Source organism: Pseudomonas viciae (assembly GCF_004786035.1).
GTDB classification, from domain to species: domain Bacteria; phylum Pseudomonadota; class Gammaproteobacteria; order Pseudomonadales; family Pseudomonadaceae; genus Aquipseudomonas; species Aquipseudomonas viciae.
Window position 1 is genome coordinate 5219119 of sequence record NZ_CP035088.1, and the last position, 20790, is coordinate 5239908.

Genomic DNA, 20790 nt, shown 5'->3' on the forward strand with positions numbered 1-20790 from the left:
ACCATGGCGAACGGCAGCTCCTGCTGGGCGCCGGCCTGGCTGTCGGCGCTTTCCACTGTTTCCACAGCCGACATTCAGGCCTCGACCATGAACGGCGCCGGGTCGCCACAACCGACACGTACCACCTGCGGCTCGCCGTCGGCCAGGTTGATCACCGTGGACGCCGACATGCCACCGAAACCGCCATCGATGATCAAGTCCACCTGATGTTCGAGTATCTGGCGCATCTCATAGGGGTCGGTCAACGGCTCCGTGTCGCCGGGCATGATCAGCGTCACGCTCATCAGCGGCTCGCCCAGTTCCGCCAGCAGCGCCAGGGCAATGGGATGGCTCGGCACCCGCAGGCCGATGGTGCGTTTTTTCGGGTGCAGCAACAGCCGCGGGACTTCCCGCGTGGCGTTGAGAATAAAGGTGTACGGCCCCGGCAAATGGGCCTTGAGCAGACGGAAGGTGCCGGTGTCGATCTTGGCGAACAGGCCAAGTTGCGACAGGTCGCTGCAGATCAGCGCGAAGTTGTGCTTGTCATCCAACTGACGCAGGCGTCTTACCCGCTCAACAGCGTTCTTGTCACCGATCTGGCAACCAATGGCGTAGGCGGAATCGGTGGGATAGACCACCACACCACCACCACGGATGATTTCCACGGCCTGTTTGATCAGGCGCGCCTGCGGGTTTTCCGGATGAATCTGGAAAAATTGACTCACGTGTTCTACCTGTTCAGACGGCGGCGGTAACGAGATCATGTTTGAATCTACACCATAGTGGCGGCAGATCTTCCGGCAACGGGCGATATTCGCCGATCTCGGACCAGCCTCCAGGGCCATGGAAATCACTGCCGGCGGTGACCAGCAGACCGAACTCACGGGCCAGAATCGCCAGGCTGCCGACCTGCTCGGCCGGCTGATGGCCGTTGACCACCTCGATGGCATGGCCCCCTGCTTGAATATAGTCGGCGACCAGGCGACGACGCTTGCTGCGGGTGAAATCATAGTGCCACGGATGCGCCAGGCTGACCCAGGCCCCGGCGGCCCGCAGGGTTTCGACGGTCTGCTCCAGCGTCGGCCAGTGCTGCTTGACGTCCCCCAGCTTGCCGGCCCCCAGCCATTTGCGGAACGCTTCGGCGCGGTCCTTGACGAACCCTTCGTGCACCATCCAATCGGCAAAGTGCGGCCGGGCCGGTGCGTTGCCGCTGTCGCCCAGCTCCTGCTGGATCTGCCGGGCACCGTCCAGGGCACCGGGCATGCCCTTCAGTGCCAGTTTGCGGCTGATCTCTTCGGAGCGTAGCCAGCGGCCGTCGTGCAGTTGCGCGATGGCCTGGACCAGCGCCGGCGCATTCACATCAAAACCGTAGCCCAGCACGTGAATGGTCGCCCCGCCCCAGGTACAGGACAACTCGACCCCATTGACCAGTTGCATGCCCAGCGCAGTCGCGGCGCTGCGGGCCTCGTCGAGACCTTCAAGGGTGTCGTGATCGGTCAGGGCCAGGACCCGCACGCCGTGCTCGAACGCCCGCGCCACCAGAACCGCAGGCGCCAGGGCACCATCGGAGGCCGTGCTATGGCAGTGCAAATCAACATTCACGAGAGTTTGTTACCTCAAATCAGCTGGCCCTATCGCGGCCAAGGATGTTTGTTATTATGCCGCCACATCCTGCTTCTGGCTGCCACTGTGAAACAATTCATCGACTTCATCCCGCTCCTGCTGTTTTTCATCGTCTACAAACTTGATCCACGAACCGTCGATATCGCCGGTCACTCCTTGACTGTAGGCGGTATTTACAGCGCCACCGCAGTGCTGATCATCAGTTCCCTGGTGGTTTATGGCGCACTGTTCGTGTCCCAGCGCAAGCTGGAGAAAAGCCAGTGGCTGACCCTGATCGCCTGCCTTGTGTTCGGCAGCCTGACCCTGGCCTTCCACAGCGAAACCTTCCTTAAATGGAAAGCCCCGGTGGTCAACTGGCTGTTCGCCCTGGCCTTCATCGGCAGCCACTTCATCGGTGATCGCCTGCTGATCAAGCGCATCATGGGCCACGCCATCAGCCTGCCAGACCTGATCTGGACCCGGCTGAACATCGCCTGGATCGCGTTCTTCCTGTTCTGTGGTGCCGCCAATCTATTCGTTGCGTTCACGTTCCAGGACTACTGGGTCGACTTCAAGGTCTTCGGCAGCCTGGGCATGACGCTGTTGTTCCTGATTGGCCAGGGCATCTACCTGTCCCGTCATCTGCACGATGCCGACCCCACTACGCCAAAAGCCGAGGACTGACATGCTCTACGCAATCATTGCCACCGACGTCGCCAACTCCCTGGAAAAACGCCTGGCCGCTCGCCCCGAGCACCTTGCACGCCTGCAACAGCTCAAGGCCGAAGGCCGTATCGTGCTGGCCGGCCCGCACCCGGCGGTAGATAGCAATGACCCGGGCGCAGCGGGTTTCTCTGGCAGCCTGATCGTGGCCGAGTTCGATTCCCTGGTCGCCGCCCAAGCCTGGGCCGAGGCCGATCCGTTTGTTGCGGCCGGTGTCTATGCCAATGTCGTGGTCAAGCCGTTCAAGCAAGTCCTGCCGTAAATCCCCAAGCGCAATGAGCCTGCGCGGCTCATTGCGCTCAATTGCTCATTGTTCTCGTTTGCCTGCCGACAACCTTTCTAATCTCGATTGGAAATCAGGAGTGGCAATGCGCAAAGGTCCGTTGTGCCTGTTATGGGTCACGTTGGCGATCGGGGCACCCGCCCATGGCGAGGAGAGCACCGAGGGCAGCCATTCGGCGCCCTTGTCCCTGAGTGCCGGCGGCCAGATCGCCGAACTGCAGCAACGCTTGAAAGACAGCGAGCGCCAGCGCGAGGAGTTGAGCAAACAATTGCAAAACGCCGACAGCGAACGCGAGAGTGCCTTGCTCGCCCGGTTGCGCCAGGAGAACCAGCGCCTGAAGCTGCAACTCAAGGAAGCCCAGTCCAACCCCCTGCCACGCTTGTTGACCGATCAACAGCAATGGTTCGTCATTGGCGCCGGGGTAGCGCTATTGGCCCTGCTCTGCGGTATCTTTGCCAGCGGTGGACGTAGACAACGTCGGCAATGGCTAAATTGAGTGAGTCATGAGTGAGCTGTTACTGATTGATGATGACCAGGAGCTGTGTGAGCTCCTTGGCAGTTGGCTGGGCCAGGAAGGTTTTCAGGTCCGCGCCTGCCACGATGGCCATAGCGCCCGCAAAGCCCTGGCCGAAACCGCCCCGGCGGCGGTGGTGCTGGATGTGATGCTGCCCGACGGTAGCGGCCTGGAACTGCTCAAGCAGCTACGCAGCGATCATCCGGATCTGCCGGTGCTGATGCTCTCGGCCCGTGGCGAACCGCTGGACCGCATCCTTGGCCTCGAACTGGGGGCCGACGACTACCTGGCCAAACCCTGCGACCCGCGTGAACTGACCGCCCGTCTGCGCGCCGTGCTGCGCCGCAGCCACCCGGCGGCAGTGTCCAGCCAGATCGAACTGGGTGACCTGACCTTCAGCCCGGTGCGTGGCGTGGTCAGCATCGATGAACAGGAACAGACCCTCACCGTATCCGAAAGCCGCCTGCTAGAAGCGTTGCTCAAGCAACCGGGCGAGCCACTGGACAAGCAGGAACTGGCGCAGATCGCCCTGGGCCGCAAGCTGACCCTGTACGACCGCAGCCTCGATATGCACGTGAGCAACCTGCGCAAGAAAATCGGCCCCCACTCCGACGGCCGCCCCCGCATCGTGGCCCTGCGTAGCCGTGGCTATTACTACAGCCTGTAGGAGCTGCCGAAGGCTGCGATCGTTTGATCCTGACTTGTAGGCGTTCCCTTGCGACTCAATTGTCTGGAAAAAGATCGCGGCCTCGCTGCACTCGACAGCTCCTACAGGTGATAGGCCTGACGCTGAGTGGCCGGTGTTTGTCAGCTCCGCACCAAATCGTCTTTACCCAAGCTTTACCCTCCCCTGACCGCCGCTGACCTTGATCTCCGTAATCTGCACACATCCGGAACTGACCGGGAATGAGACAAGGAGATACCCCATGCGCAAGACCCTTATCGCTCTGATGTTCGCTGCCGCCCTGCCCACCGTCGCCATGGCCATGCCTGGAGACGCCGGCCCGATGGGTCCGATGGACGGCCCGCGTCATGGCGGCCAGATGCACGACAAAGGTCCCTTCAGCCAACTGGACCTGAGCCGCGAACAACGCCAACAGATTCGCCATATCATGGGCGAACAGCGCCACGAACAACGGGAACTGGTCGACAAGTACCTGGCCAAACTGTCGCCAGCCGATCAAAAAGCCATGAAAGACGAAATGGAGGCCCGACACCAGAAAGTCGACGCCCAGATCCGTGGTTTGCTCAAGCCTGAGCAGCAAAAAGAGTTCGACGCGATCCAGAAGAAGCAAGCCGAGCGCCGCGCCGAATGGGCCGAGTTCAAGGCCTGGAAAGCGCAGCAACCGCAAAAAGCGCAATAATGTACTGAAGTGCCCCAGCCCAACGGCAACCGCCGTTGGGCTTTCTTTGTTTTCGAGGATTTACCGTGCGTTCATTGTTCTGGCGCATCCTGGCCAGTTTCTGGCTGGCCATCGCCCTGGTTGCAGGGCTGTCGATTCTCATGGGCCACATGCTCAACCAGGACGCCTGGATCCTCAGCCGCCATCCGGGTCTCAACACCCTGGCCGAAGAGTGGACGCGAACCTACGAAAGCCAGGGCGAAGAGGCGGCGCAGGACATCCTGCAAGGGCGCAAGCGCCAGTACCACATCGACGTCCAGGTGCTCAACGAGAGCGGCGACCCGGTGGTGCGCGGCACCTTCCCGCGTCGCGCGGCAGCCTTCGAGGCGCGACAGAACAACGATGACCGACGCCTGCCGTGGCGGCGACTGACCGATGAGTTCACCAGCGCAAAAACCGGCGACACGTACCTGTTCATTTACCGCATCCCCCACCCCGAACTGGACGCCTGGCACCGCGACAGCTTGCTGTGGCCCCTCAGTGCCTTGGGGATCGCCCTGGTGGTGCTGACCCTGTTCAGTCTGCTGGTGACCTTCTCCATCACTCGCCCGCTGAACCGTCTGCGCGGCGCCGTACATGACCTGGGCCAAGCCACCTACCAGCAGAACAGCCTCGCCAAGCTGGCCAACCGTCGGGACGAGTTCGGCGTGCTGGCCACCGATTTCAACCGTATGGGGGCACGCCTGCAAAGCCTGATTGCGAGTCAACGGCAGCTATTGCGAGATGTCTCCCACGAACTGCGCTCGCCTCTGGCCCGGTTGCGCATCGCCCTGGCACTGGCAGAACGGGCCAGCCCCGAGGAACGGGAAAAGCTCTGGCCGCGCCTGACCCGCGAATGTGATCGCCTGGAAGCGCTGATCAGCGAAATCCTGGTCTTGGCTCGGGTCGATGCCGACAACGCCAGCGCTGAAGAGGTGGATCTCAACGATCTGCTGATTACCCTGCAAAAAGATGCGCAACTGGCTTCCCCCGAACAGAGCGTGCAACTGGAAACGGAACCGAACCTGGCCCTGAAGGGCTGGCCAACCATGATCGAACGGGCGGTGGATAACCTGCTGCGCAACGCCCAGCGCTTCAACCCAGCCGGGCAACCCATCGAGATGCGCGCGGTGCGCCAGGGCGAACGGATCCTGATCAGCGTGCGCGACCACGGGCCTGGGGTGGACGCCGAACACTTGGGTCAGTTGGGCGAGCCGTTCTACCGAGCGCCCGGCCAGACCGCCGCCGGCCATGGCCTGGGCCTGGCCATTGCGCGCCGTGCCGCCGAACGCCATGGTGGCGCGTTGGTGCTGGCCAATCACCCAGGGGGCGGATTCATCGCCAGCCTGGAGTTGCCGTTGGTGCCGGGGGCTATTGGCCAACCCTGAGGGATGAGCCTGTGGCGAGGGAGCAAGCTCCCTCGCCACAATGAATCAAACAGCCCCCTCGAACCAAACGATAATTCCTCTTATTCAAAGCGCCCCGCCCTGTTAGACTTTGCGCCCCCGTTTCGCTCTCCCTGGATGCCCGATGCCGTCGTTGCCTCTTCGTTTTTGCGCGCTGTTCATGGCCTTGGGCCTGAGTGCCTGCGATGATGCCCCGCGTTTTATCCAGGCCGAACCCGGCGAAGCCCGGTCCGGTGGCGCCGCAACGGTGCGCAAGACCGATCAGAATGCCTTCTCCCTGCCCTCGGCCAACCTGCCACCCTCACGGCGCGTGGACTTCAGTGTCGGCAACAGTTTCTTCCGCAGCCCCTGGGTGATCGCGCCATCGACCACCACCGCCCGCGACGGCCTCGGGCCTTTGTTCAACACCAACGCCTGCCAGAATTGCCACGTCAAGGACGGTCGCGGTCATCCGCCGGCGCCGGACGCGACCAGCGCGGTGTCGATGCTGGTGCGCCTTTCGATCCCCGACGCGCCGGCCTACACCAAGGTCATCGAACAACTGGGGGTAGTGCCGGAACCGGTTTACGGTGGGCAGTTGCAGGATATGTCTGTGCCCGGCGTCGCCCCCGAAGGCAAGGTGCGAGTCGATTACACCCCCGTGCCCGTGCGTTTCAAGGACGGCACCGTCGTGGAACTGCGCAAGCCGAGCCTGCAGATCACGCAACTGGCTTATGGACCGATGCACCCGGACACGCGCTTCTCCGCCCGCGTCGCGCCGCCGATGATCGGCCTGGGGCTGCTGGAGGCGATCCCCGACGAAGCCATCCTGGCGAACGCCGAGGCCCAGGCGCGCGAGAACAACGGCATCGCCGGGCGCCCCAACCAGGTCTGGGACGATGCCCAGCAAAAAACCGTACTGGGGCGCTTCGGCTGGAAGGCCGGGCAGCCCAACCTCAACCAACAGAACGTCCACGCGTTCTCTGGTGACATGGGGCTGACGACCCGCCTGCGGCCCTTCGACGATTGCACCGAGACCCAGGTCGACTGCAAGCGCGCCCCCAGCGGCAACGGCCCCGACGGCGAGCCGGAAGTCAGCGACAACATCCTGCGCCTGGTGCTGTTCTACAGCCGCAACCTCGCCGTGCCAGCCCGTCGCGAAGTGAATTCACCTCAGGTGCTGGCCGGCAAGAATCTGTTTTTCCAGGCCGGTTGCCAGTCCTGCCACACCCCGAAATACACCACGTCCACCAACGCCGCCGAACCGGAACTGGCGAACCAGGTCATCCGTCCTTACACCGACCTGCTGTTGCACGACATGGGCGAAGGCCTGGCCGACAACCGCAGTGAGTTCAAGGCCAGCGGCCGTGACTGGCGTACCCCACCGCTGTGGGGCATCGGCCTGACCGAAACCGTCAACGGCCACACCCAGTTCCTGCATGACGGTCGCGCCCGCAACCTGCTCGAAGCCGTGCTGTGGCATGGCGGCGAAGCGCAAGCGGCGCAGCGACAGGTTTTATCGTTCAATGCCCAGCAGCGTGCTGCGTTGCTGGCGTTCCTGAATTCCCTTTAAACGCACTTTCCGAAAAACGGGAGCCCGACATGTTCCGTCCCAAGCTGTTGTTCACCAGCCTCGCCGCCCTCGCCCTCGGAGCCTGTTCGCCCCAAGACCCGCAAGCGGTCACCTCGGCGGCCATCGCCAAGCAAGTGATCCTGCCGACCTACAGCCGCTGGGTCGATGCCGACCGGCAACTGGCGACCAGCGCCCTGGCGTTCTGCCAGGGCAAGGAAAACCTGGAAACCGCCCGCGCCGACTTCCTCAAGGCACAAAAAGCCTGGGCCGAGTTACAACCGCTGCTGATCGGTCCGCTGGCCGAGGGTAACCGCGCCTGGCAGGTACAGTTCTGGCCCGACAAGAAAAACCTGGTGGGCCGTCAGGTCGAGCAACTGGTCAACAGCCAGCCGCAGATCGACGCCGCGGCCCTGGCCAAGTCCAGCGTTGTGGTCCAGGGCCTCTCAGCCTATGAGTACCTGCTGTTCGACGCCAAGATCGACATGGCCGACAGTGCACAGAAAGCCAAGTATTGCCCACTGCTGACCGCCATCGGTGAGCGCCAGAAGCAACTGGCCGAAGAGATCCTGTCGCGCTGGAACACCAACGACGGCATGCTCGCCCAGATGAGCAAATTCCCGAACCAGCGCTACGCCGATTCCCACGAAGCCATCGCCGATCTGCTGCGGGTCCAGGTCACCGCCCTCGACACCTTGAAGAAAAAACTCGGTACGCCAATGGGCCGCCAGAGCAAGGGCGTGCCGCAACCGTTCCAGGCCGATGCCTGGCGCAGCCAGTCGTCGCTGCAAAGCCTGGAGGCCAGCCTGAGCGCCGCTCGAACCGTCTGGGTGGGCGTCGATAACCAAGGCCTGCGCGGTCTGTTGCCAGGCGACCAGAAGCCTCTGGCCGACAAAATCGATGCGGCGTACGACGCCTCGTTAAAGCTGTTCGCCAGCAGCCAGCGTTCGCTGAGCGAAATGCTCGGCGACGATGCCGGGCGCCAGCAACTCAACGATTTGTACGACAGCCTCAACGTCGTCCATCGCCTGCATGAAGGCGAACTGGCCAAGGCGCTGGGTATTCAATTGGGCTTCAACGCCAACGACGGTGACTGATCATGTTTCGACGTCAGGCTCTGGCACTGGGCAGTCTGCTGCTCGGCGCCGTTACCCTGGGCGGCTGGACGCTGTTCAAGCAGAAGGACAAGAGTCCGCTGTTGCTTTCGGCACGGGACGATGGCGACGGCAAGCACTACGCCGTGGGCTATCGGCTGGACGGCAGCCGGGTGTTCGTCACCCAGGTCGGCCAGCGGTGCCATGACATCATCAACCATCCGACGCTGCCGATTGCGCTGTTCGTCGCCCGTCGGCCCGGCACCGAAAGCTACCTGATCGACCTGCGCGATGGTGCGCTGCTGCAAACCATCACCTCGTTGCCGAACCGGCATTTCTACGGCCACGCGGTGATCCATAACAGTGGCGAATGGTTGTATGCCACCGAGAACGACACCACCGATCCGGGACGTGGCCTGTTGGGCGTGTACCGTTTCGAAGGCGAGCGGCTGGTGCACAGCGGCGAGATTTCCACCCACGGCATCGGCCCGCACCAGGTGTCATGGATGCCCGACGGCGAGACGCTGGTGGTGGCCAATGGCGGCATTCGCACCGAGGCCGAGAGCCGGGTCGAGATGAACCTCAACGCCATGGAGCCAAGCCTGGTATTGATGCAACGCGATGGCACACTGTTGAGCAAGGAAACCCTTGCCCAGTCGATGAACAGCGTGCGTCACCTGGGCATCGCCCGCGACGGCACCATTGTCTCCGGCCAGCAGTTCATGGGCGCTGCCCACGAGCCCTCGCAATTGCTGGCGATCAAGCGGCCAGGCCAGCCGTTCCAGGCGTTCCCGGTGCCCGAGCAGCAATTGCAGGCCATGGGGCATTACACCGCCAGCGTCGCCGTGCACAGCGACCTGCGCCTGGTGGCCTTGACCGCGCCCCGTGGCAACCGCTTTTTCATCTGGGACCTGGACAGTGGCGAAGTACGCCTGGATGCGCCGCTGCCGGACTGTGCCGGCGTGGGTGCGGTGGCCGACGGTTTCGTCGTGACGTCGGGCCAGGGGCGTTGCCGCTATTACGACTGTCGGCAGACACAACTGGTTGCAAAACCGCTGGATCTGCCGGCAGGGCTCTGGGACAACCATTTGCATCTGGCCTGATGCAAGGGAGCGAAGCCTATCGGCGCCAAGCGCCCTGACTTTTGGGAATATTCCTACGCCAGGCAGGCTTATAGCGGCTGGAATCGCCCGCACACTCAGAGTAATGTGCCCGCCTGTCTGTCTTTTCTCTCGGCTTTTTTCCAAGGAAGTGGAACATGCTGCGACGCCGCATGCTGATCATGTTGGGGGTTGTCCTGCTGGTTGTGCTGTTACTGGCCGGCTACAAGGCCTTCTCCGTCTACCAGCAGATCCAGATGTTTTCCGTACCGAAACCACCGGTCAGCGTCGCCGTGGCCAAGGCCGTCGAGCAGCCCTGGCAGGCCCGTCTGCCGACCGTTGGCAGCCTCAAGGCGCTGCAAGGCGTGGACCTGAGCCTGGAAACTGCCGGAACCGTGCAGAAGGTGCAGTTCCAGTCCGGGCAGAAGGTCAAGGCCGGCCAGCCGCTCCTGCAACTGGACAGTGACGTCGAAAGCGCCCTGCTGGAAACCGCCGAGGCCGACCTTGGCCTGTCACAATTGGATTTCGGTCGCGGCCGACAACTGGTGGGCAGCCAGGCGATCTCCAAAGGCGAGTTCGACCGGCTCGCGGCACAGCTGAAAAAGAACCAGGCCACGGTCAATCAACTCAAGGCATCGTTGGCCAAGAAGCACATCCTGGCGCCGTTCAGCGGCACCATTGGCATTCGCCAGGTGGACGTCGGCGACTACCTGGCCAGCGGCACAGTGATCGCCACCCTGCAGGACCTCAGCAGCCTTTACGTGGATTTCTACGTCCCCGAGCAAACGGTGCCCAGGCTCGCGGTTGCCCAGTCAGTCAACGTCAGCGTCTCGGCCTATCCCGGGCAGAATTTCGTCGGCACCATCAGCGCGATCAACCCCAAGGTCGAGGACAGCACCCGCAACGTGCTGGTGCGCGCCACCCTGGCCAACCCCGACGGCAAACTGCTGCCCGGTATGTTCGCCAACCTGCAGGTGATCCTGCCGGACGTGGCCGCCGGCATCGTCGTACCGGAAAGCGCCGTGACCTACACCCTCTATGGCAACTCCATGTACGTGGTGACGCAGAAAAAAGCCGCCGACGGCAGTGTCGAGAAAGACGACAAGGGCCAGCCGATCCTGATCGCCGAACGGCGCTTCGTTGAAACCGGCGAGCGACGCGACGGGCACGTGCTGGTTTCCAAAGGCGTGCAAAGCGGCGAACAAGTCGTGATCGCCGGCCAGCTCAAACTCGATAACGGTACGCCCATCGCCATCAGCGACGACAAGACCCTGACCGAACAGAACAGCCCGCCGCGCGCGGACTGATCAAGGAACCCCCATGGCTTTTACCGATCCGTTCATCCGCCGTCCGGTGCTCGCCACCGTGGTCAGCCTGTTGATCGTGCTTCTGGGTTTCCAGGCCTGGAGCAAGCTGCCCCTGCGCCAGTACCCGCAGATGGAAAACGCCCTGATCACAGTGACCACCGCTTACCCCGGGGCCAACGCCGAAACCATCCAGGGCTACATCACCCAACCGATGCAGCAGAGCCTGGCCAGTGCCGAAGGCATCGACTACATGACCTCGGTCAGCCGCCAGAACTTCTCGGTGATATCGGTCTATGCCCGCATCGGCGCCAACAGCGACCGACTCTTTACCGAACTGCTGGCCAAGGCCAACGAGGTCAAGAACCAACTGCCCCAGGACGCCGAAGACCCGGTGCTCAGCCGCGAGGCCGCCGATGCCTCGGCACTGATGTACATCAGTTTCTTCAGCAAGGAACTGAACAACCCGCAAATCACCGACTACCTCTCACGGGTGATCCAGCCCAAGCTGGCGACACTGCCGGGCATGGCCGAAGCGGAGATTCTCGGCAACCAGGTCTTCGCCATGCGCCTGTGGCTGGACCCGGTCAAGCTCGCCGGCTTCGGCCTGACCGCCACCGACGTGACCAATGCCGTGCGCCAGCACAATTTCCTCTCCGCTGCCGGTGAAGTGAAAGGCGAGTATGTGGTCACCAGCATCAACGCCAACACCGAACTCAAGTCCGCCGAGACCTTCGCCGCGATCCCGCTCAAGACCGACGGCGACAGCCGCGTGTTGTTGCGGGACGTGGCCCGCGTGGAAATGGGTGCCGAGAACTACGACACCATCAGCTCCTTTGGTGGCACGCCCTCGGTGTACATCGGGATCAAGGCCACGCCCGGCGCCAACCCGCTGGATGTGATCAAGGAAGTGCGCAAGATCATGCCGGACATGGAGGCCCAGCTCCCGACCAACCTCAAGGCCGAGATCGCCTACGACGCCACCCTGTTCATCCAGGCTTCCATCGACGAGGTGGTAAAAACCCTGTTCGAGGCGGTGCTGATCGTCATCGTCGTGGTCTTCTTGTTCCTCGGCGCACTGCGCTCAGTGGTCATCCCGGTGGTGACCATCCCGCTGTCGATGATCGGCGTGATGTTCTTCATGCAATTGATGGGCTACTCGCTGAACCTCCTGACGCTGCTGGCCATGGTGCTGGCCATCGGTCTGGTGGTGGACGATGCCATCGTGGTGGTGGAAAACATCCACCGGCACATCGAGGAAGGCAAGAGCCCGTTCGAGGCCGCGATTGAAGGTGCTCGGGAAATCGCCATGCCGGTGGTTTCGATGACCATCACCCTGGCAGCGGTGTACGCGCCGATTGGCCTGCTCGAAGGGCTGACCGGAGCGTTGTTCAAGGAGTTCGCGTTGACACTGGCCGGGGCGGTGGTGATTTCCGGGATCGTCGCCCTGACCCTGTCGCCGATGATGTGCGCCCTGCTGCTGCGTCATGACGAGAACCCGTCGGGGCTGGCCCATCGGTTGGACGTGGTCTTCGAACGCTTGAAGAGCCGCTACCAGCGCCTGCTTCACGGCACCCTCAATGCCCGCCCGGTAGTGCTGGTGTTCGCCGGGATCATCCTGCTGCTGATTCCGGTGCTGATCATGTTCACCAAGTCCGAATTGGCACCCGACGAGGACCAGGGCATCATTTTCATGATGGCCAATGCCCCGAAGACGACCAACCTCGACTACCTGAACGCCTACACCGATCACTTCATCACGATCTTCAAGGAGTTCCCCGAGTACTACTCCTCGTTCCAGATCAACGGCTACAACGGCGTGCAGTCCGGCATCGGCGGCTTCCTGCTCAAGCCCTGGAACGAACGCAGCCGCACCCAGATGGAAATCCTGCCTGAAGTCCAGGCCAAGCTGGAGAACATTCCCGGCTTGCAGATTTTCGGCTTCAACCTGCCCTCGCTGCCGGGCACCGGCGAAGGCCTGCCATTTGCCTTCGTCATCAACTCGCCGAAGGATTACGCCACACTGTTGGAGATCGCCGAGCGGGTTAAGGCACGCTCATTGGAATCCGGCAAATTTGCCTTCATGGACATTGACCTTGCCTTCGACAAACCCGAGGTGGTGGTAGACATCGATCGCGCCAAGGCGGCCCAGATGGGGGTTTCGATGCAGGACCTGGGCGGTACCCTGGCAACCCTGCTGGGTGAATCCGAGATCAACCGTTTCACCATCGAAGGACGCAGCTACAAGGTCATTGCCCAGGTTGAACGGCCATTTCGAGACAACCCGGATTGGTTGAACAATTACTACGTGAAAAATACCCAGGGTGAGCTGCTGCCGCTGTCCACCCTGATCAAGGTCAGCGACCGGGCGCGGCCACGGCAACTGAATCAGTTCCAGCAGCTCAATGCGGTCACAATTTCCGGCTTTCCCATCGTGAGCATGGGCGAAGCCATCGAGACGGTCCGCCAGATCGCCCGGGAAGAAGCACCAGTAGGGTTCGCCTTCGATTACGCCGGAGCTTCGCGACAATTCGTCCAGGAAGGCAGCGCACTGTGGGTCACCTTTGCCCTGGCCCTGGCGATTATCTTCCTGGTGCTGGCGGCCCAGTTCGAAAGCTTCCGGGATCCGCTGGTGATCCTGGTAACGGTGCCACTGTCCATTTGCGGCGCGTTGATTCCGCTGTTCCTTGGCTGGTCGAGCATGAACATCTATACCCAGGTGGGGCTGGTGACGCTGATCGGCCTGATCAGCAAGCACGGCATCCTGATCGTCGAATTCGCCAACCAGTTGCGCCAGGAACAGGGCCTGACGCCACGGGAAGCCGTGGAACAAGCCGCGTCGATTCGCCTGCGACCGGTGCTGATGACCACCGCGGCGATGGTGTTTGGCATGGTGCCACTGATCCTGGCCACCGGTGCCGGTGCGGTGAGCCGCTTCGACATCGGCACGGTGATCGCTACCGGGATGTCGATTGGCACCTTGTTCACACTGTTCGTGCTGCCTTGCGTCTACACACTGCTGGCCAAGCCGGACAAACCCTGAGGACTGTTCAAACACACCTCATTTTGGTACGGGATGCTGTTGTGGCGAGGGAGCTTGCTCCCTCGCCACAGGGTGAGTATTTGGCTGCAGACGGGGGGAGGCATTGAAGAACCTCTACGCAAAAATAAAGGCCTCACATAGGTGAGGCCTTTATTTTGGCTTCATGATGCTCAACTCTGCGGCCTCATCCCTTGAGAAAGACTGAACATGAACAGCAGCAGATCATTATCCGGTCGGATCGCCTCGCTGGCCTTGACCACCCTGGGCACAGGGCAATGGGCGTCGATGTGGGAAGCACTGAGGATCTGCGAACGCGGCTGTTCCCATACAGCCACCGCCATCGATGCAACTGCCAGGGCTCCTACTAAAAATAAACCTCTAGCAATTTCTAGTTTCATCGCTATAAACCTTTGATAGCGCTGCCAAACGCCGCCTCATAAAAGTAGACGAGTTTTTTCCAGTCGGCGTCGCTGAACGACGAATGGCGCCGCAGCTGCTTCAGGTCATGGGATGCAGCGCTCCGGGCAGTCAGGCGCTGGCGACACTTTTCAAAATCCAGCAAGGCCACTTCGGCCCGGGCCGCCTCACCCTCCCCGGTCACGCGCACAAACACGTGCTTGATGTAGATACAACCATGCTGCCAACGGCCCATGTGCATGCGGGCCAGGCTTTCAGCCAATGCTGCGAGGATTTGGTCATGCACTGCTTCCCCATGACGCTCGCGCCCACCTGCGGCATACCAATGCTTGATCTCTTCGAAACCTTCGAGTGCCTGGGTCACCAGCAGCGCACGCCACTTATGAACCGGGTCCCGCTGGGCACCACAGAAAATGAGCTGGGGGACGCGCACACCAAGCCGGGTCAACGCCAGGAGTGCATCCCGCTCACGCAACACAGTCGGTCGACCGAACGGGTACAGCCAACTGCGATGAATATGGCCGGTCTGACGCTTGGCATACAACAGCTTGCCATCCTTGCTCTTGATCCGCTGCACACCGCTTTCACCGCCACGGCGCACATTGGGTTCTTCCACCCACTCCCCCTGCTGACTCCAGAAGTATTCGAAGTCGTCAAAGGGAATCGTTGATGCCTGCGCTACCTGGACACCCATGCCGTCACCTCTTGCGTAATACGTAAACTCGCCACATGGCATACAGCGGTAGAAAATCCAGTCGTTCCTGAATGCGAAACCCGGCCTGCCGAAACTCTTCTTCTACTGTAGCGACCGGTAACACAAATCGATTCTGGTAGGTTCTTTGCCCACGAGTGCGCTCCTCGCGCTTGCGTTTCCAGGCCTTGAAATTGCCATCGACCCACAACGAAACGATCACGCTATCGCGGGTGACACGCTCCAATTCCCTGAGAATCGCCAGTCGATGCGCGGGTTCACCGATGTGGTGCAACAGACGCATGCAAAAAACGCTGTCGACGGCGTTATCAGGTAAAGCAATGTCGAACGCAGAAGTGTGCAAGGGTTGTACCCGTTTCACGACATCAGCCGGTTGAGACGTCAATGCGGTCTGGAGCATGGCTTGGGAATTGTCCGCGCCGATGATCACCCGATTCGGCTTTTCGGCCAACAAGGGCCAGAAGCGCCCGGCACCGCAGGGCAGATCCAGCACCAGACCCGGATCGCCCACAAGCGCTAACGCGCGCCTGGCCAGTTGTTGATCTCTCAGGTTGGAAAGACGGCGACTCACACCGCTGCGATGCTTACGAAAATATCTTCGGGCATGCTGCTCATCGTATTTTTCGGAAAAATCGAGCTTGATGGGTTTGGACATTGAGGAGGGCCTCTCTTTCTGATCAGCCCCACCTTATGAATTGGTTTGTCATCTCTTTGTGAAAAAAAAGTCATGTAAACAACCCAATGTTTACAAGACTTTTCCAAGCCAAGGGCTCACCCCTTCGAACTCAACTCCACCTCGAAATGGCACCCGCTGGGTTCCATCGTGCTGAGGCTGACCGTCCAGCCCTGGTTCTCGCAAATCCGTTGCACCAGTGACAACCCCAACCCCAGCCCCTCGCCACGCTTTTCATTGCCGCGTACAAACGGCTCGAACATCGCCTCGCGCTTCTCCTCCGGGATGCCCACGCCGCTGTCCTCGACCACGAATCCGGTAGTGGTCAACGAGAGGCGGATGAAACCCTGGTCGGTGTAGTGCAAGGCATTTCGCAGCAGGTTGCCCATGACCGCGGTCAGGAATGTGGCGTTATACAGCGTGTCGACGGTTTGCCCCGGTTCGAAGATCAGCATGAGGCCTTTTGATTCGATGGGACCACGCCACACCCCGAGGAGGTTTTCAGCCACCTGGGCAAGGGTCAGCCGAGGTGACATGCCGTTGTCTTCACGCTCTGCCCTGGCGAGCATCAAGAAGGTTTGCACCAGCTCGCGCATCTCTTCGCTGGCCCGGCTAATGCGCTCCACCTGCGTGCGGCCACGCGGATCCAGGGCCGGGTTTTCCAACAGCAGCTCGCAGGAGGTCGCCAGGACCATCAACGGTGTACGCAACTCGTGGCTCACGTCGCTGGTGAACAACCGCTCGCGAGTCAAGGCCTGGCGCAACCGACCCAGTGTCGCGTCGAACGCCACGGCCAGTTCGCCCACTTCATCGGCGGCGTAATCCGGAGCCAGCGGCGGAGCGAGTCCGAGGAGCTGGTCGCGATGCCGTACCTGCTGGGCCAAGCGAACCACGGGGGCCATCACCCGACGTGCCAGGACCCAGCCCAGGAATACCGCCAGCGCCAAGCTGAGCACGAAGCCCACCAGCACCACGGCGAACAGCACGCGCTCACGTTCCTCGAAGTCGCTCTGGTCTTGCAACAGCACGTAGTGCCGACCGTCAACGATCTCGACCATGGCGTGATAGGACAATTGCTCGCGAAACACCTCGTGGAAACCACGCTCCAGGTGACGCAGATCCTTGGGCAACTCGAAGTCACCCGGGCCGCCGCTGAAATAAAACAACTGGTCAGGTTCCGGACGATGGTTCCAGTCCGAGACGCTGTCCATCAGGAGCAGGCGTTGCAGATCGCCGCCAAGTCCGGCGGAAATCAGCTTTTCTTCCACCAGGTGGACCGTCGCCACGATGCCCATGGCGAACGCCCCGGCGACCAACGCGCTCATCAGCGCAAACGCGATGATGATCCGTTGGGCAAGGCTCTGCTTAAACTCCATCTCGGCCCTCGGCCAGGCGATACCCCACGCCGTGCACAGTGTGCAACAGCGGCTTATCGAACGGCTTGTCGATCACCTGGCGCAGTTGATGGACGTGGCTGCGCAGACTGTCGCTGTCCGGGCAATCATCGCCCCACAGCGCTTCTTCGAGGATTTCCCGGCGCAGCACGTGGGGGCTTTTCTGCATCAATACCGCCAGCAGCTTCAGGCCTACGGGGTTGAGCTTGAGCAGTTTGCCTTCACGGGTCACTTCCAGGGTGTCGAGGTCGTAACTCAAGTCGCCGACCTGCAAGGCACGGCGGCCACCGCCCTGGGCTCGTCGCATGACGGCTTCGATCCGCGCCGCCAGTTCCGACAGGGCAAAGGGTTTGATCAGGTAATCATCGGCCCCGGATTTGAAGCCCTGCAGACGGTCGTCCAACTGATCCCGGGCGGTGAGCATGATCACTGGTGTATCGCGTCGGGCATCTTCGCGCAGGCGTTTGCACAAGGTGTAGCCGTCGATACCCGGCAACATGATGTCGAGCACGATCAGGTCGTAGTGTTCGGTGGCCGCCAAGTGCAGCCCCGACAAACCGTCCTGGGCACAATCGACGGTATAGCCCTTGAGCCCCAGGTAATCGGCCAGGTTGGCCAGGATGTCGCGGTTGTCTTCAACCAACAGAATTCGCATGGGCATCTCCTCTGCGCACGTAGGCAGTCGTCGTGGCCCGCGCAGCTTAAGGCCAAGTTTGGCTCACGGCTAGGGTTGTATCGGTGGCCCTGGCGAGTATGTCCATGTAGGAGCGGGCTTGCTCGCGAATGCGCGGGACCAGCCGCTATCCATGTTGAATGTACCGACGCTTTCGCGAGCAAGCCCACTTACACATAAGTCGAGTGAGCCAAGAAACGCGGCGGCGTGGGCATTGACGAGTTTTTCACCCAACATTCACACCTCTCCAACGCAACGCAGACCAGACTACGCGCAACGCGCTGCTTACGAAAAACCCATCAAAGGTACTCTCATGGTTTCCACCGCCATCCGCCCCGCTTCCAGGCCGCTGAACTTGCGCATCGCCCTGGGCCTGCCCGCCGTTGTCGCGGTGATTATGGTGTTGTTGGAACTGACCACACTGGACATGAACCTGGCCAAGCTGTTTTACGACCCGGTTGGCGCGGAGTTCATCGGTCGGCACAGTTTTTTTCTGGAAGATATCCTGCACGACCGGGCCAAAGAGGTGGTCATCGCATTTTCCGCACTGGCGGTCCTCGGGTTTATCTGTACGTTTTTCGTCGCCCGGCTCAAACCATTCCAACGCGAACTGGGCTGCCTGGTGTTGTCCCTGGCCCTGGCGACCTCTTTCGTCACACCGATGAAAGCCGTGACGGCGGTGCAATGCCCCTGGAGCCTGAAGGAATTCGGCGGCAAGGAAACCTACAGTGAGCTGCTGAGCCCGCGCCCGGCCACCGACAAGCCCGGCCGCTGCTGGCCCGGCGGTCATGCCGCCACCGGGTTCACGCTGTTTGCGCTGTTCTTCGCGCTGCGCGACCGCCGCCCGCGCCTGGCCCGGCAAGCCCTGGTATTCGCCTTTGCCCTGGGCACGGTATTTTCCGTGGGTCGAATGATGCAAGGGGCGCACTTCTTTTCCCACAACGTGTGGACCGCGGTGTTCTGTTGGCTGATTTGCCTGGGGTGTTACTACTACATCCTGTATCGACCGGCCGCCATGACTGATCGCGTAGCGCTGAGCCAACCCGCCAACGCCTGAACATGATTCAAATGTGGGAGCGAGCTTGCTCGCGATTACGGTGTATCAGTTCATATACCCGGCGCTGACCCACCGCTATCGCGAGCAAGCTCGCTCCCACAGGGGGATTGGCCCCGCGCCATGAACCCAAGGCAATAAAAAACCCCGCCTGCTTTCGCAGGCGGGGTTTTTCGCTACAGGGGTAAGGCTGGCTTACATCATGCCGCCCATGCCACCCATGCCGCCCATGTCTGGCATGCCGCCGCCCGCTGGAGCGTCTTCCTTGATTTCAGCGATCATCGCCTCGGTGGTGATCATCAGGCTGGCAATCGACGAAGCCGCTTGCAGAGCCGAACGAGTCACTTTGGCTGGGTCCAGGATACCCATTTCGATCATGTCGCCGTATTCGCCGGTAGCAGCGTTGTAACCGTAGTTACCCGAACCCTGCTTGACCTTGTCGACCACAACGCTTGGCTCGTCACCGGAGTTGGCAACGATCTGGCGCAGAGGAGCTTCTACAGCGCGACGCAGCAACTGGATGCCCACGTTCTGGTCATCGTTGTCGCCTTTGAGTTCGCTGATGGCTTGCAGGGCACGAACCAGTGCCACGCCGCCGCCAGGTACCACGCCTTCTTCAACGGCTGCGCGGGTTGCGTGCAGGGCGTCTTCAACGCGGGCTTTCTTCTCTTTCATTTCAACTTCGGAACCGGCGCCAACCTTGATCACTGCAACGCCGCCGGACAGCTTGGCCAGGCGCTCTTGCAGTTTTTCACGATCGTAGTCGGACGAAGTCTCGGCCACTTGTGCGCGGATCTGGGTAACGCGAGCCTGGATGTCAGCCTCGACGCCAGCACCGTCGATCACGGTGGTGTTTTCCTTGGACAGGATCACGCGCTTGGCGTTACCCAGGTGCTCCAGGGTGGTGCTTTCCAGGCTCAGGCCGATCTCTTCGGAGATAACGGTACCGCCGGTCAGTACGGCGATGTCCTGCAGCATGGCTTTGCGACGGTCGCCGAAGCCTGGTGCCTTGACGGCAGCAACCTTGACGATACCGCGCATGTTGTTCACAACCAGGGTCGCCAGGGCTTCGCCTTCAACGTCTTCAGCCACGATCAGCAGTGGGCGGCCGGCTTTGGCAACGGCTTCCAGCACTGGCAGCATTTCGCGGATGTTCGAGATCTTTTTGTCGACCAGCAGGATCAGCGGGCCGTCGAGCTCGGCGGTCATGGTGTCCGGCTTGTTGACGAAGTACGGGGACAGGTAGCCACGGTCGAACTGCATGCCTTCAACAACCGACAGTTCGTTTTCCAGGCCCGAGCCTTCTTCAACGGTGATCACGCCTTCTTTACCGACTTTTTCCATGGCTTCGGCAATGATGTCGCCGATGGAGTTGTCGGAGTTGGCCGAGATGGTGCCGACCTGAGCGATTGCCTTGGTGTCAGCGCATGGCTTGGACAGGGCTTTCAACTCTTTGACGATGGCGATGGTCGCCTTGTCGATGCCGCGCTTGAGGTCCATCGGGTTCATGCCGGCAGCGACGGCTTTCAGGCCTTCGTTGACGATCGATTGAGCCAGGACGGTAGCGGTGGTGGTGCCGTCACCAGCGTCATCGTTGGCACGGGAGGCAACGTCTTTGACCAGTTGCGCGCCCATGTTTTCGAAGCGGTCTTTGAGCTCGATTTCTTTGGCTACGGAAACGCCGTCCTTGGTGATGGTCGGAGCGCCGAAGCTCTTCTCGATGATCACGTTACGGCCTTTCGGGCCCAGGGTCGCTTTTACTGCGTCAGCCAGGACGTTGACACCGGCGAGCATTTTCTTGCGGGCGGAATCGCCGAATTTAACTTCTTTAGCAGCCATGATCGATATTCCTTAAATACTTTGTAGTCGCGGAAAAATGAGCGGGGAA

The 20790-nt window shown here is 61.3% G+C and carries 20 protein-coding genes; 12 read left to right on the forward strand and 8 right to left on the reverse strand.

Translation table 11 applies throughout. The features are described from left to right. Positions 1-74: 74 nt before the first annotated feature. Both EPZ47_RS23035 and EPZ47_RS23040 read right to left on the reverse strand, forming a co-directional pair. Positions 75-704, reverse strand: a complete 630-nt coding sequence (locus EPZ47_RS23035) for an L-threonylcarbamoyladenylate synthase (protein ID WP_135846836.1) — start codon at positions 702-704, stop codon at positions 75-77. 13 nt (positions 705-717) lie between these two features. After that, entirely contained in the window at positions 718-1581 is an 864-nt protein-coding gene (locus tag EPZ47_RS23040) for a PHP domain-containing protein (RefSeq protein WP_135846837.1), read from the reverse strand. Positions 1582-1668: 87 nt separating this feature from the next. Here EPZ47_RS23040 and EPZ47_RS23045 point away from each other — a divergent pair, with 87 nt between their 5' ends. From EPZ47_RS23045 to EPZ47_RS23095, 11 genes are all read left to right on the forward strand, one after another. Further along, a complete protein-coding gene (locus EPZ47_RS23045; protein WP_135846838.1) occupies positions 1669-2265 on the forward strand; it encodes a septation protein A in 597 nt (198 codons plus the stop codon). A 1-nt stretch (position 2266) separates the two neighbouring features. Then, on the forward strand, positions 2267-2566 hold the full coding sequence (locus EPZ47_RS23050) for a YciI family protein (protein ID WP_135846839.1): 300 nt from the start codon (positions 2267-2269) through the stop codon (positions 2564-2566). Between the two features lie 106 nt (positions 2567-2672). Then, positions 2673-3083, forward strand: a complete 411-nt coding sequence (locus EPZ47_RS23055; protein ID WP_135846840.1) for an SH3 domain-containing protein — start codon at positions 2673-2675, stop codon at positions 3081-3083. A gap of 7 nt (positions 3084-3090) precedes the next feature. After that, on the forward strand, positions 3091-3768 hold the full coding sequence (locus EPZ47_RS23060) for a response regulator transcription factor (RefSeq protein WP_135846841.1): 678 nt from the start codon (positions 3091-3093) through the stop codon (positions 3766-3768). Positions 3769-4027: 259 nt separating this feature from the next. Further along, the gene (locus EPZ47_RS23065) at positions 4028-4465 is read left to right on the forward strand and encodes a Spy/CpxP family protein refolding chaperone (RefSeq protein WP_135846842.1); all 438 of its coding nucleotides are present in this window, start codon (positions 4028-4030) and stop codon (positions 4463-4465) included. Positions 4466-4530: 65 nt separating this feature from the next. Continuing rightward, positions 4531-5871, forward strand: coding sequence for a sensor histidine kinase (locus EPZ47_RS23070; protein WP_135846843.1), 1341 nt, complete (start codon positions 4531-4533; stop codon positions 5869-5871). Between the two features lie 142 nt (positions 5872-6013). Beyond that, positions 6014-7441, forward strand: a complete 1428-nt coding sequence (locus EPZ47_RS23075; protein ID WP_135846844.1) for a di-heme oxidoreductase family protein — start codon at positions 6014-6016, stop codon at positions 7439-7441. A gap of 29 nt (positions 7442-7470) precedes the next feature. Continuing rightward, positions 7471-8535, forward strand: coding sequence for an imelysin family protein (locus EPZ47_RS23080; RefSeq protein WP_135846845.1), 1065 nt, complete (start codon positions 7471-7473; stop codon positions 8533-8535). A 2-nt stretch (positions 8536-8537) separates the two neighbouring features. After that, a complete protein-coding gene (locus EPZ47_RS23085) occupies positions 8538-9635 on the forward strand; it encodes a DUF1513 domain-containing protein (protein WP_135846846.1) in 1098 nt (365 codons plus the stop codon). Between the two features lie 155 nt (positions 9636-9790). After that, positions 9791-10939, forward strand: coding sequence for an efflux RND transporter periplasmic adaptor subunit (locus tag EPZ47_RS23090; RefSeq protein WP_135846847.1), 1149 nt, complete (start codon positions 9791-9793; stop codon positions 10937-10939). Between the two features lie 13 nt (positions 10940-10952). Then, positions 10953-13979: a multidrug efflux RND transporter permease subunit gene (locus EPZ47_RS23095; protein WP_135846848.1), complete on the forward strand. Its 3027-nt coding sequence runs from the start codon at positions 10953-10955 to the stop codon at positions 13977-13979. A 170-nt stretch (positions 13980-14149) separates the two neighbouring features. Here EPZ47_RS23095 and EPZ47_RS23100 read toward each other — a convergent pair whose 3' ends face one another. From EPZ47_RS23100 to colR, 5 genes are all read right to left on the reverse strand, one after another. Then, a complete protein-coding gene (locus tag EPZ47_RS23100) occupies positions 14150-14377 on the reverse strand; it encodes a hypothetical protein (RefSeq protein ID WP_135846849.1) in 228 nt (75 codons plus the stop codon). Positions 14378-14379: 2 nt separating this feature from the next. Then, on the reverse strand, positions 14380-15090 hold the full coding sequence (locus EPZ47_RS23105) for a lipopolysaccharide kinase InaA family protein (RefSeq protein ID WP_135846850.1): 711 nt from the start codon (positions 15088-15090) through the stop codon (positions 14380-14382). Between the two features lie 4 nt (positions 15091-15094). Beyond that, positions 15095-15763, reverse strand: a complete 669-nt coding sequence (locus EPZ47_RS23110) for a class I SAM-dependent methyltransferase (protein ID WP_135846851.1) — start codon at positions 15761-15763, stop codon at positions 15095-15097. Between the two features lie 116 nt (positions 15764-15879). Next, positions 15880-17157: a sensor histidine kinase gene (locus EPZ47_RS23115; protein WP_135846852.1), complete on the reverse strand. Its 1278-nt coding sequence runs from the start codon at positions 17155-17157 to the stop codon at positions 15880-15882. Next, positions 17147-17830 (reverse strand): two-component system response regulator ColR, encoded by a 684-nt coding sequence (colR, locus tag EPZ47_RS23120; protein ID WP_025215158.1) that lies wholly within the window; start codon positions 17828-17830, stop codon positions 17147-17149. The genes EPZ47_RS23115 and colR overlap by 11 nt, the downstream gene beginning before the upstream one ends. Positions 17831-18161: 331 nt before the next feature. Here colR and EPZ47_RS23125 point away from each other — a divergent pair, with 331 nt between their 5' ends. Continuing rightward, positions 18162-18905 (forward strand): phosphatase PAP2 family protein, encoded by a 744-nt coding sequence (locus EPZ47_RS23125; RefSeq protein ID WP_135846853.1) that lies wholly within the window; start codon positions 18162-18164, stop codon positions 18903-18905. Between the two features lie 192 nt (positions 18906-19097). On the opposite strand, the gene groL is transcribed toward EPZ47_RS23125, so the two are convergent. Beyond that, positions 19098-20741: a chaperonin GroEL gene (groL, locus tag EPZ47_RS23135; protein WP_053124505.1), complete on the reverse strand. Its 1644-nt coding sequence runs from the start codon at positions 20739-20741 to the stop codon at positions 19098-19100. Positions 20742-20790 lie beyond the last annotated feature (49 nt).